This is a genomic window from Kytococcus sedentarius DSM 20547, from assembly GCF_000023925.1.
Taxonomy (GTDB): domain Bacteria; phylum Actinomycetota; class Actinomycetes; order Actinomycetales; family Dermatophilaceae; genus Kytococcus; species Kytococcus sedentarius.
The window spans coordinates 2383924-2395781 of sequence record NC_013169.1 but is presented as its reverse complement, the minus strand read 5'-3'; the positions used below and the strand labels follow the sequence as shown (position 1 = coordinate 2395781).

The following is an 11858-nucleotide window of genomic DNA, read 5'->3' as shown; positions in this document are numbered from 1 at the left end:
CGCGCTGTGCTGAACAGATCGTCCATGGTCGCCCCCTCCCCAGGATGTGTGGCCGAACCCCCTGCCCGACCGACTGCCATCAGAATAGTACACAGGGGCGACAATGACAAGCCGTCGATAGAACATGTGGACGAGTGCCTGGGGCGCCAGGTGCCATCTCCTGGTTCTGTGGACAACGGGGCCTGTTCGGGTGAGGCGCAGGACCCTGTTTCCTCGTCGAGCAGCACGGCCTGGGGTGGCCCGACGAGCGCGGATTCGACTGGCACCTCGCCGGGGTCCGGTGAGTCGGGTACCAGTGGTGCGTCGGGTGGTGAGTCCAGTTCGCCAGGTTCGCCCTCCGGTGCCACCGTCGTGCCCGCACCCCTCACCGCTTCCGGGCGCGCACCACCAGGTCCACCGTGTGCCCCGCCCCGGCGCCGCCGGCCACGTGACGCGGCCGCGCCTCATCGACCACCACCTCCCATTCGTCACCCAAGGAGGCCCGCACCGCCGCGGGGTCGAGAAAGCGAGTCGGGTCGAAACCCTCGTGCACGTGGGCCGGGTCCACCTCGTGGTGCACGAACAGCAACGTCCCGCCCGGCGCCACCAGCGACGTCAGCTTCCGCTCCACAGCGCGGTCAGGCGTCCGCTCGAGCACGGGGTACATCGCGCTCACCAGGTCGAACCCCGCGGCCGGCAGGTCCGCCGACAGAAGACCAGCCGCCACCCCCGTCACCGACACCCCCACCCGCTCCGCCGCCGCCTGCGTCAACGCGACTGCGTTGGGGGAGATGTCCAGCGCGGTGACCTCCCAGCCCTGCTGGGCGAGCCACACCGCATCGGCGCCCTCACCGCATCCGATGTCGAGCACCCGCCCGGGCGTCAGGCCCGCCACCTCCGCGACCAGCGCGCCGTTCGGCTCGCCGCTCCAAGTGGGCTCGCCGGAGTACCGCTCGTCCCAGTGCTCCACGCTCGTGGGCGGGTGCTCCGATGCGGGCGCCTGGCCGTGGCCGGGCCCGTGCGGGTGGTCGTGGGGCGCGGCGGGCGAGGACGTCATGGGGTGAGTCTGACAGCGCGACCTGGCCGCCGCCCCCACCGCCTCAGGGCAGGAAGATCAGGAAGCCGAAAAGCAGGGCGAAGAGGGCTGCCAGCATGGGTGCTCCTGGGGTCGGGCCCGGGTCCGATGCCGGGTGTCGCCCCAGTCTGGTCCGCTGGGTCCCGCTGGGCAAGAGGTGGGTGTGGTCAGCGGGATGTGGGCCGCGCTGTGGCCTCGCTCCGCCGCCCACTGAACCGCCCCGCCAGCACCACGAACCCCGCCGCCGTGGCCACCAGCACCACCGACCGCGTCAGCGCCGCGGGGTCATGCACGGCGAGCTGCGGGATGTGGCGGGCCGGCACGGCCACGGCGAACACGAAGGCGCCGAGCAGACCGAACCAGGCTCCCCGCATCGAGCCGAGGTGGCCGCGCAAGTTGCCCCGGCGGATCGCCCACACGCCGGCGACGACGCTGACGATCGTCGCGCCCGACAGGGCGTGCAGCACGCTCCAGGACGAGCCGTTCAGCCCGGTGATGCCGAAGGAGCTGGCCGCCACGTACAGCATCAGCACCGCCCAGACGCGCCCGATGAGGCGGTGCTGGGCGTCGCCGCGGGGGCGGCGCCAGAGCTGGTAGGCGCCCAGGGGCAGGGCGATCGATGCGGCGAGGGTGTGGGTGACGAGCAGGGTGGTCCAGGTGGTGTCCATCAGGTGCCTCCGAGGGCGTCGCGCAGTAGGCGGGTCTGCCGCTGGTACTCGGCGAGGTCCACCCCGGAGCCGGCGACGGCCTGCTCGAAGGACCCCTCCAGGAGTGCGTCGGCGCGGGTGCGCAGGTCGCGCCCGGCGTCGGTGAGCGTCACGTGGCGGGCGCGTCCGGTGCCCGATGGGGTGACGGTGACCAGGCCCGCGTCCTCCAGCGAGCGGACCATGCGGCTGACCGAGGCCTCGGTGGTGCCGAGCTCCTCAGCCAGCGCGCGTTGGGTGAGGGGCCCGGCGGAGTCGGTGACCACCAGGGCGAGGAAGCGGCGGTACCCCAGCCCCAGCTCACGGCTGAGGATGCGGTCGGCGGCGCCGTCCATGGCCTGGACGAGCAGGTGGAGGTCGAAGGCGGGGCCGAGGTTCATGGGGGCAGTTTTGCAGGTGCAAGTTAGTGATGCAAGTAGACGCGAGGGAGCGTAGTGGATCGCGTGGGTGGCCACCGATGAGGAGGTGGCTACCTGGACCGGCTCCGTGCCGGTTCTGTTGCTGATGCTGACCACCTACGACGTCATCGGCCCGCTGATGACCCGTCGCCATCGGGACAGCCGGTGACGCAAACTGTCGTCACCTCGTCCAACCTGACGCGTGCACATGCGGCAGGTTGGACGGAAGGACGACAGTTTGAGGCAGTGGCCGCCGCTGCCGCAGCTCCCGCCGCCTCAGTCCTGCCCGTCGGATCCCGCGCGACACGAGGTGTGCGGGGGGCGGTGATCTGGCGCGGCTCTGCCACCCGGGTGGCGGTACCTCCGGTGAGAGCGGCCGCACGCCCCGCCCCGCCCCGCACGCCCCGCCGGTCCGGCGCACTGGGGGCCGAAGGAGGCCCCCATGACTCGACACGCCCGCATCCCCGCCCTGGTGGCGGTGGCCGCCCTGCTCGCCACCGGTCTGACGGCCTGCAACAAGCAGACCAGCTCCTGCGACTTCCAGACCGGCAAGGGCGGCGAGTGCGTCATCGACACCACGGGGTCCGCGAACACGGTGCAGCTCAACTTCTTCGTCACGCCCGGCAAGAGCGGCAACGACTTCGCGGACCACTACGACTTCCTGGGTGCGGAGAACGGCGTGGCGCGCTTCGTTGCCACGAGGGACGGGGAGTACGAGTGCCGCCAGGGCGAGACGATCCCCGTGGGCACGGGCCAGGCGGAGTGCCAGATCGTGGAGGACAACCGCCTCAAGGTGCGGATCTGGGTGGGCAACCCGGGCTGAGCGCCCGCCTCAGAACGCCCCGACCCCCAGCCCGAGCGCGATCACCGCGGCCACGCCGATGAACGGCACCAGCACGGTGAGCACGAAGTGTCCTTGTATCCCTCCCGGTGGGGTGAGGCCGGTGTCCCGCAGCAGGGTGATGATCGCGCCGTTGTGCGGCACCGAGTCCCAGCTGACCGAGGCCATGGCGGTGGCGCGGTGCATGAGCTCCATGTCGACGCCCTGCGCGTGCGCCATCGTCGTGAGCTGCTCGCCGAACGCGCGCCCCCTGATGTGGGGGCGCCGCCTCAGCCCTCCAGGGGCGCGGTGGCCCGCTGGGCGATCTCTGCGGCCACCCGGCGGGCGCCGAAGCAGCGGAAGGTGGCGACGCGGTCGTCACCGTGCAGCTCGACGATCTTGGTGCCCACGCCGTAGCGCACGCGCACCCGGCGGATCTCGGCGTACTCGATGCGCCAGGTGGTGTCCATCGGGTGCATCGACTTGTTCATGGCGTTGGGGGCGAAGGCGACCCCATGGTCGTCGGCGGTGACCCGGCCCCCCACCCAGATGCCCTTGACGGGGGAGCCGCGCCAGCTGACCTCCTCGGTGCCGTGCAGCAGGGAGTTGGCGCGTTTGGTGATGGGCTCCATGGGGCGATGGTAGAGGGGCGAGGGCACGGGGCGGGGGCTCAGCGGCGCGGTGTGCGCAGACGCGTCCCGGCTCCCCGATGCGGGTGCCCCTCCCCGATGCGGTGAGCTCACCCCATCGGCCCGCTCACCCCACCGCCCGCGCGCCCCGCTCACCGCTTCCGCGCGCGCACCACCAGGCCCACCGTGTGCCCCGCCCCTGCCCCGCCGGCCACGTGACGCTCCCGCGCCTCGTTGACCATGACCTCCCGGCCCGGCCCGGCCCGGCCCGGCCCGGCCCGGCCCGGCCCGGCCCGGCCCCAACGACGCACGCACCGCGGCCGGGTCGAGGAACCGCATCGGGTCGAACCCCTCGTGCCCCTCGTGCACGTGCGCCGGGTCGATCTCGTGGTTCACGAGCAGCAGCGTCCCGCCCGGTGCCACCAGCTCGGCCAGTCGCCGCTCGGCGCGCTTGTCGGCGGTGCGCTCCAGCACGGGGTACATCGCGCTCACCAGGTCGAAACTCCCGGGCGCCAGCTCGGCCTCGGTGAACGGCGCGGCGATGCCGGTGACCTCCACCCCCGCCCGCTCGGCCGCGGCCCGGGTGAGCGCGACCGCGTTGGGGGAGATGTCCAGCGCGGTGACGGTCCATCCCTGTTGGGCGAGCCACACCGCGTCGGCGCCCTCACCGCATCCGATGTCGAGCACCCGCCCGGGCGTCAGGCCCGCCACCTCGGCGACCAGCGCGCCGTTCGGGTCGCCGCTCCAGGTGGGCTCGCCGGCGTAGCGCTCGTCCCAGTGCTCCGCGCTGGTGGGTGGGTGCTCCGATGCGGGAGCCCGCCCGTGGCCCGGACCGTGCGGGTGGTGCGGGGGCTCGCCCGGGCCATCGTGCGGGTGCGGGTGCGGGTCAGACATGGCGGCAGTGTGGCAGGAGCACGCCTCGGCGGCTCGGGGTGCCAGGGGGTCAGATGTGTTCTGTCGTGGCCAGGTGTGTTCAAAAGATCATAGCGTTCAAGTATTCTGAACACATGTCGTTTCTGAACACTCCCGGAGTCAGGGAGACCTTGAGGCACGCGGGTCTGGCCTTCACGCCGCCGCCGGTGATGGGGCAGGGGGTGGTCTCCCAGCTCGTTGACCTCCAGACCCGGGAGGTCCTCGCGGACTGCGTCGACCCCCGTGAGGATCAGGCAGCGAAGATCCCCCGGGAGGGGGCGCTCCCGGTGGTGGAAATCCACCGCAAGCTGTCCGCTGAGGAGCAGGCCCGCTTGCGGAGAGCCGGCGCGTACTTCATGGACTCGGCTGGGAACATGTGGCTGCGGGCCGCCGGGAGGGTCATCTGGGTCGAGGGCCGGACCGGTCACGAGAAGGCGTCGTCCCCAGGGCCGCGGTCCGCCTCGGCCATCGATCGTCCGGCGGGGCTCAAGGTCCTGTTCGCTCTCCTGGTCGACCCCCGGTTGGTGCAAGCACCTCTGCGGGAGGTTGCGCGGTGCTCAGGTGTCTCACTCGGCACGGTCCACGAGGTCTACAGGGCACTGCGCCGGGGCGGGCACCTCGTCCCCGGGAGGGAGCCGGAGCGGCGAGGGGTACTGACGGGCATCCCCGCCCTGCGCGAGCGATGGACCCAGGGGTACGTGCGACGTCTGGAGCCCGGGTTGCAGTGGGCCCGCTTCTCCACGGATTCGCCGCGATGGTGGGAACAGCTCGACCACGGTGCTGTGTCGGGGGACCCCGGCTTCCAACAGATCTTCGGCCCGTTCCACGGGCAGGGGGTGACGGTCTTCGGAGAACCCCCGTGGCCGGAGCTGAGGCGGTTGGGCCGCCTCCGCCCCGACGAGGAGGGTGATGTGCTGCTCAAGGAGCAGTTCTGGCCGGCCGCGTTACGACTCGGGCAGGGGCCCTTCGTCCCCGAGCTGTTGCTCCGGGCCGACGTCATCGCCGACGGTGATCCCCGGCTGCTCGACATGGTGAGCAGCGCTCTGGGGGAGACGTGATCGACCTGCGGGGCCGTGTGCCGTCCAGCGTCTCCCCGGGCGTCATGAGATCCCTGCGAGAGGCAGTGGGGGACTTCGTCCTCGTCGGTGCGCTGGCGCGGGATCTTCAGGTGCTCGGGCGTGCGGGTGGTCAGGCCGTCAGGGCCACTCATGATGTCGACATCACGGTCTACGCGCCCTCGGGTGACGCCCTGCGGGACCGGATGAGTGCCCTGCGGTCCACGGGGAGCCGGCAGGTCTTCTACTTCGGAGACCTCCAGGTCGACGTGCTGGCGCGGGGACCGATCGCGCCTGGCGGCGTCTTCACGGTCTCAGAGGGCGTGACCTGTGACGTGACGGGCATGGAGGAAGCAGCCCGAGGAGCCGAGAGGATGCGTCTGGGTGAGGACAGCGTGGTGGAGGTGCCAACCCTGGCGTCCCTCGTGGGCCTGAAACTGGTGGCGTGGGACGTGAGGCGCACTTTCACGGCCAAGGACGCGCAGGACCTCGCCGCGCTGCTCGACTCGTCCCACCGGGGAGAGTTCGAGGACGCGTGCTGGAAGGACAGCCAACAGGCCTCGCGCCACGACTTCGACCCGTCGATGGTGGGGCCGGCACTGGTGGGCGCTGAACTGGCATCGACCTGGGAGTCGTCGACGCTTGAGCGGCTACGGGGGGTGATGGAGGAAGGGCGAGACGAACTGGTGGGCGCCTGTGTGCGCTGGGCGCCGGCGACACAACCCATCGGGCAGCAACTCGACGTCCTGCACCAGGAACTCAGCCACGCAACGCCTGCCTCAGGCACACGATAGGCAGGAGCCTCCGCACCTTCCGCCCAGGCCCCAGCCGCCGGGGCGCCGATGTGTGGCACTGGTGAGCGACCCTCCGCCCGCGGCAGGACGACTCCGCGGCCCGTCGCCACGCAGGATGGGCCCATGCTCGCACGCCAACCGATCGACGGAAACGAACGCCTGACCAGCGTGCTGGGCACCCTGCTCCTCACGCTGAAGCTGGGGTTCACGACCCTGCTGGCCAACGTCATCGTCACGGGCCTGATGGTCGTGGTGCTGCTCGTCAGCGAGGGCACGGACGACCTGTGGTCCATGTGGGGCCTCCTCGGCGGCACCGTGGCCTTCCTGAACGTGGTGACCCTCTACCCGGTGTTGGGCCAGGCGGCCAACTCGGTGCCCCTGTCCCGCGCGGTGGTCGCGGCGATGTTCCTGATGTTGGTGGGCGGCATCGCGGTGGTCTCCGGCATCGCCGCGGGACTCCTGGGCCGGTTCGAGCCGCCGCCGGCTGCGCTGGGGGACGCGTGGTGGGCGCCGACCCTGCTGGTGTTCGCCGCGGGGGCGTGGGTCGCGGCGTGGGTCGTGCCGCTGATGTTCGTGGGGTTGTTGCCGGTCCCGCTGGCGCTCCTGGTCGCGATGGTGCTGTGCGCCGTCTCCCTGGCCGGCGCCGCGGCGCCGATGCTGCTCGTCTCGTTCGGCACCGAGTCCTGGGTGAACCTGGCCCTGCTCTCCCCGTTGGTCACGGTGCCGGCGCTGGCGGTGTTCCTCTTCGTGGTGCCCCTGCAGCGCCTGGCGCCGCGCAGCCACTGAGACGGGCATGGCCCGATCGCCGATGCCGGGGCGTCAGCCGGCGTCGATGTCCTGGATGCGGGTGCTCACCTCATCGTCGAGGGTGGTGGTGACCGCCAGGGTGTCCTCGTCCACGAAGCGCAGGCCCCGGACCTGGCGCTCGGGCTCGCCGGGCGGCTCGGACCCCCACAGGACCGTCCCGTCCAGCTCGACCACGACCTGCTCGCCCCCGCCGGTGGTCTCGTGCGGAGCGGCCCGGTAGGCGACCCGGCCCCCCTCGGAGACGTCGTCCACGCCGGCCGGCGTGTCCTCATCGATGTCGAAGCAGGTGACCTCGAGCGACTCCGCATCGATCACGGCCTGACCATCGACGATGGTGTACGCGCCCTGGGCCGGTTGCAGCGTGAGGTGGGCGCTGGTGGTGGAGAGGCCGGGGCAGTCCACGTCGGCGCTCTGGCCGGTGGCCAGGTTGGTGACCGTGATGTCGTCCTGGCGCAAGAGGGCCAAGGGGGTGAACGGCAGGCCGCGCTCCATGATGGCGCCGGCGTTGGCGGGGTCCTGCTCGACCTCACCGGCGGCGGTCTTCCAGTCCGCGGTGTGGCGCTGGAGTTCGTCCAGGACGCTCGGGTGGCCGCCGGTGGGCTTGCCGTCCACCTCGGCGGCGGCGATCTCGCCGGTGGAGGGGTCCAGCAGGGCGATGTCTGCAGAACCCGGGTCGGCGTCATCGCCGAGCCTGACGCCCCGGGCGGCGAGGTGGTCGCCGGCCTCCCAAACCGCGTGTATGCCCACCCGGTCGATGTCCAGGGTGTGGGTCCAGAGCTCCTCCCCGGCCAGGGAGAAGCCGGTGATGGTGGGGATGCGGGGCTCGGCGTCGAGGACCACCACCACCTCGGGGGAGGCCCACACGGCAACGCCCGGCAGGGTGACGGCCTCGGTGGGGGTCTCGGTGGCGGGTGGGGGCTGCGCGGAGCCCAAGGGCTGTGGGGACTCCGTTGCGTCGCTGGAGCGGACCTCTTCCTCGCCGTCGGTGGTGGTGCACCCCGCCAGGGCGAGGGCGACGCACGATGCGGTGGCGATGCTGAGCGGCCCGACGGTGCGGCGGCGTGGTGTGTTCCCCATTCAGGAACAGTAGCGGCGCCGGGGCGTTGGTGGGCGGGGAACGGGAGCGGGGAGTGGGTGCGGCAGGACCGCGCCGTCGCGGGCCGCGGTGACGTCCAGGCCCACTGCGTGCGCCCCCTCATCGAACAGCCTCGATGGCGCCGCGCACCACCGGCTCCCACGGCGTGGGCGCCAGCCCCTCCTGCTGGGTGAGCGCGCCCGGCCGCAGGTGCGACGGGGCGGTCCACAGGTAGCGCATGCGGTGCAGCTCCCGCACCGAGGCCGCGGCCATGCCAGCGACCGCGAGCGGCCAGGTGGGCAGGGAGGTCACGCGCGGTGGGCGGTCGTCGCCGCGCGCTCGAGCCACCGCATCGGCTAGGTCGCGGAGGCTCCGAGAGGTGGGTGTGGGCGCGTGCAGCACCGCCTGGCCACCGGGGGCCAGCCGGGTGGCGTGCGCGGCGGCGTGCCGCATCGATGCCGCGAGGTCCGGCAGGTGGGTCAGGGCGTGGGGGACGTCGGGGTCGCCGGGGAACCAGGCGCGGCGCCCTCGTGCGACGGGGCCGACCACGAGCGCCGTGGCGACCGAGCCCGCGGCGGTGGCCGTGGGTCCGATGAGGTCGGCGGCCACGATGCTGAGGGTGGTGGCCGGGTGCCCCGCGCGTGCCGCGAGCAGCTCGGCGCGCACCGCTCCCAGGGGGCTGCAGGGGTCGGGAGCGGTGCCCTCGACGAGGTTCTGTGCGGCGTGACCCCATGCGTAGACGGACTCGGGGAACACCACGGGGATACCGAGTTCCCCGGCCAGGTCCATCACCGCGGTCTCGCGGGCGGGGAGCTCCGCGCGCCAAGTGCGGTGGTCGTAGGCGGCGTGGACGGTGTGCAGGACGGCCTGGGGCGGGTCGGTCGCGGCGAGCTGCCGCAGCAGGTCGCGGTCGCCGGCGTCGCCGCGGAGGGTGCGGGTGGCGGGCAGGTCGGGGCCATGGCGGCGCAGGACGGTGACGCGGTCGCCCGCGGCCTGCAGGACGGGGATGAGGGCCGAGCCGATCTGACCGGCCCCGGTGAGCAGGACGTGCATGGTTCCTCCAGCGGTAGAGAGCAGTGCTCTCTCAACCTAGCGGGGGCGGGGTGCCTGCACAAGAGCAGTGCTCTCTCAGCGGTGGGTGGAGTGGCAGACTGCGGCCATGGCTCGACGTTCCCGCACCGAGATGGAGGCCGCGATCCTGTGCGCCGGCCGCCGCCAGCTGCAGCAGAAGGGGGCCGCGGCGCTCTCGTTGCGGGAGGTGGCCCGCGAGGTGGGGGTGGTGAGCTCAGCGGTGTACCGCTACGTCTCCAGCCGGGACGAGCTGCTCACCCGGCTGCTGGTGGCCGCCTACGACGGGTTGGCCGATGCGGTGGATGCCGCCCTGGGCCGCGCCGACTCCCGCCAGGCGCTGGCCGTGATCGCCCGTGCCGTGCGCGCGTGGGCGGTGGAGCACCCGGAGGAGTGGGGGCTGATCTACGGCACGCCGGTGCCCGGGTACGCCGCGCCGCAGGAGCGCACGGGTGGGCCGGGGACGCGTGTGCTGGCGCTGGTGCTGCAGGCCGTGGTCGATGCGGGGAGCGGCCGCCCGGGTGCCGGGCGCGGGGCCGAGGCGGCGGGCCCCTTGGCGGGGTTCGCGGCCGAGGCTGCGGAGGTGCTCGACGTGCCCGCGTCATCGGAGCAGGTGGCTGCGGCCATGGGCTGGTGGGCCGGCCTGGTGGGGCTGGTGCACGCGGAGGTGTTCGGCTTCTGGGGGCCGGTCCCGGAGGGGCTGGGGGAGGAGTTGATGGAGCACTGGCTGTGCGGGCCGGGGGACGTGGGCGTGTCGGGGTAGTCCGGGTGGCCGCGTTGGGGGCGGGGGCGAGGCACTCCCGGTCGCTGGAGGTCGACGGCGAGGAGCGCTCCTTCACGCAGCTGAGCCTGGTGGGCGGTTTCGAGAACGGCGCCCGTGGCGGAGGGCCGAGGGGAGCACCCACTCCCCGTGCGGTGGCTGGACGGGCTCCCCTCTGGTCGAGGCCTACTGGGAAAAGTGGCTCTTCGGAGTTGAGCGTGGGTGCTTGGGGGTAGGGGTCGAGGTCCCGGGCATGATCTGAGGACTTCTACCCCCTCGGATCGCCAAGGACCTCGAGGAGTGCCTGAGCCTACTTCTTTGTGCCCTACTGACGTGTGTGGCTCCTGCCAGACCTGGCTGGGGCTGCCGGCGATGAGCGTCACAGAGGTGGTGGATGACGGTGACGCTGGGCTGGTGGTGCACGTCGAGTCCTCGCCGGGCCTTGTGGGTTGCCCCGACTGCGGGGTGGTGGCCACCGCTCACGGTCGCGACGAGGTCCGGCTGGTGGACGGCCCCCTCGTTCGGCAGACGGGTGCGACTGGTGTGGGCCAAGCGCAGATACGTGTGCCGAGAGGCCCTCTGCCCTGGTGCGAGCTTCACCGAGCAGAACGCGTCGGTGGCCCCACCACGGGGCACGTTGACCACCCGGGCGGTGTCCTGGGCAGTGCGCGAACTGCGGGGCGGGCACGCTTCGATCTCAGGTCTGGCCCGTCGGCTGGGGGTGGACTGGCACACGGTATGGAACGCTGTGCGCGCCCACCTGGAAGCGTTGGAGGCCGACCCGGCCCGATTCGATGGGGTGACGATGCTCGGGGTCGATGATTCCCCCGCGCGCTACCGCTCCAAGCGGGAGGTGCCCCCAGCGTGTGGCACCACGTCGACCCGCGCACGCGTGGCCCGCGGATGCTGACCGGCATGGTCGACCTGACCCGCGATCAGGACGGCCGGACACGCGCCCGGCTGCTCGACCTCGCCCCGGGCCGCTCCGGCGCCGTGTACGGGGAATAGCTGACCGACCGGGGACAAGACTTCCGCGACGGAGTGCAGATCGCCACCCTGGCCCCCTTCCACGGGTACAAGAACGCGATCGATGACCACCTCGCCGACGCGACCGCGGTCGTGGACGCCTTCCACGTGGTGAAGTTCGCCACCGCGTGCGTGGACTTTCGTCCGTCGCCGTGTCCAGCAGGACACCACCGGCCACCGCGTGCGCAGGGGCGACCCCTTGTACGGGATCAGGACCCTGCTGCGCGCTGGGGTCGAGAACATCTCTGACCGGCAACGAGCCCGCCTGACCGCGGCGTTCACCGCTCACGAGGCCCACGTCGAGGTGGAGCTCGCCTGGCAGGTCGCCCAGGACGTCCGGGCCCTGTTCCACGCCCCCACCCCGGCCGTCGGCCGGGCCGCCGCGAGACGCTTGCTCGAGATCCTGCCGACCAGCCCCATCGCAGAGGTCAGACGCCTGGGCCGCACCCTGAAGCGATGGTCCGAACCCCTCCTAGCCTACTTCGATACCGGCGGAGCGTCCAACGGTGGCACCGAGGCCATCAACGGACTCATCGAACTCCACCGCCGCATCGCCCGCGGCTTCCGCAACCGCCACAACTACCGCCTACGCATGCTCCTGGTCGGCGGAGGCCTCACCCCCTAACCCACGCTCAACTCCGAAGAGCCGGACATGTACGAGTGCGAGCAGGGGGAGACGATGCAGGTGGGCATGGGTCAGGCCGAATGCCTGATCGTGGAGGGCAACCGCCTCAAGGTGCAGATCTGGGTGGGCGA

General features: G+C 72.3%; 12 protein-coding genes and 1 pseudogene. 6 read left to right on the top strand and 7 right to left on the bottom strand.

Annotated features, from left to right (window positions below; genetic code table 11):
• Positions 1–364: 364 nt before the first annotated feature.
• The 3 genes from KSED_RS11305 to KSED_RS11295 form a co-directional block, all read right to left on the bottom strand.
• Entirely contained in the window at positions 365–1036 is a 672-nt protein-coding gene (locus KSED_RS11305) for a class I SAM-dependent methyltransferase (RefSeq protein ID WP_015780217.1), read from the bottom strand.
• A gap of 185 nt (positions 1037–1221) precedes the next feature.
• Positions 1222–1722, bottom strand: coding sequence for a DUF2306 domain-containing protein (locus KSED_RS11300; protein WP_015780216.1), 501 nt, complete (start codon positions 1720–1722; stop codon positions 1222–1224).
• Positions 1722–2138: a MarR family winged helix-turn-helix transcriptional regulator gene (locus KSED_RS11295; protein ID WP_015780215.1), complete on the bottom strand. Its 417-nt coding sequence runs from the start codon at positions 2136–2138 to the stop codon at positions 1722–1724. Before KSED_RS11295 ends, KSED_RS11300 begins: the two co-directional genes overlap by 1 nt.
• A 460-nt stretch (positions 2139–2598) precedes the next feature.
• Here KSED_RS11295 and KSED_RS11290 point away from each other — a divergent pair, with 460 nt between their 5' ends.
• On the top strand, positions 2599–2979 hold the full coding sequence (locus KSED_RS11290; RefSeq protein WP_015780213.1) for a hypothetical protein: 381 nt from the start codon (positions 2599–2601) through the stop codon (positions 2977–2979).
• A gap of 9 nt (positions 2980–2988) precedes the next feature.
• Here KSED_RS11290 and KSED_RS11285 read toward each other — a convergent pair whose 3' ends face one another.
• Both KSED_RS11285 and KSED_RS15425 read right to left on the bottom strand, forming a co-directional pair.
• Entirely contained in the window at positions 2989–3216 is a 228-nt protein-coding gene (locus KSED_RS11285) for a hypothetical protein (protein ID WP_041290948.1), read from the bottom strand.
• Positions 3217–3266: 50 nt separating this feature from the next.
• Positions 3267–4499 (bottom strand): class I SAM-dependent methyltransferase, encoded by a 1233-nt coding sequence (locus KSED_RS15425; protein WP_015780212.1) that lies wholly within the window; start codon positions 4497–4499, stop codon positions 3267–3269.
• Positions 4500–4612: 113 nt separating this feature from the next.
• On the opposite strand from KSED_RS15425, the gene KSED_RS11270 reads away from it, so the two are divergent.
• From KSED_RS11270 to KSED_RS11260, 3 genes are all read left to right on the top strand, one after another.
• Positions 4613–5575: a type IV toxin-antitoxin system AbiEi family antitoxin gene (locus KSED_RS11270; RefSeq protein WP_015780211.1), complete on the top strand. Its 963-nt coding sequence runs from the start codon at positions 4613–4615 to the stop codon at positions 5573–5575.
• Positions 5576–5640: 65 nt separating this feature from the next.
• Positions 5641–6366 (top strand): hypothetical protein, encoded by a 726-nt coding sequence (locus tag KSED_RS11265; protein ID WP_015780210.1) that lies wholly within the window; start codon positions 5641–5643, stop codon positions 6364–6366.
• A gap of 123 nt (positions 6367–6489) precedes the next feature.
• On the top strand, positions 6490–7152 hold the full coding sequence (locus KSED_RS11260) for a hypothetical protein (RefSeq protein WP_015780209.1): 663 nt from the start codon (positions 6490–6492) through the stop codon (positions 7150–7152).
• 33 nt (positions 7153–7185) lie between these two features.
• Here KSED_RS11260 and KSED_RS11255 read toward each other — a convergent pair whose 3' ends face one another.
• On the bottom strand, positions 7186–8250 hold the full coding sequence (locus KSED_RS11255) for a hypothetical protein (protein WP_015780208.1): 1065 nt from the start codon (positions 8248–8250) through the stop codon (positions 7186–7188).
• A 118-nt stretch (positions 8251–8368) separates the two neighbouring features.
• Complete coding sequence (locus KSED_RS11250; protein WP_015780207.1) at positions 8369–9301, bottom strand: NAD-dependent epimerase/dehydratase family protein; 933 nt, start codon at positions 9299–9301, stop codon at positions 8369–8371.
• A 106-nt stretch (positions 9302–9407) separates the two neighbouring features.
• On the opposite strand from KSED_RS11250, the gene KSED_RS11245 reads away from it, so the two are divergent.
• Positions 9408–10079, top strand: a complete 672-nt coding sequence (locus KSED_RS11245; RefSeq protein WP_015780206.1) for a TetR/AcrR family transcriptional regulator — start codon at positions 9408–9410, stop codon at positions 10077–10079.
• Positions 10080–10376: 297 nt separating this feature from the next.
• Positions 10377–11727: pseudogene (locus KSED_RS15835) on the top strand (ISL3 family transposase).
• Positions 11728–11858 lie beyond the last annotated feature (131 nt).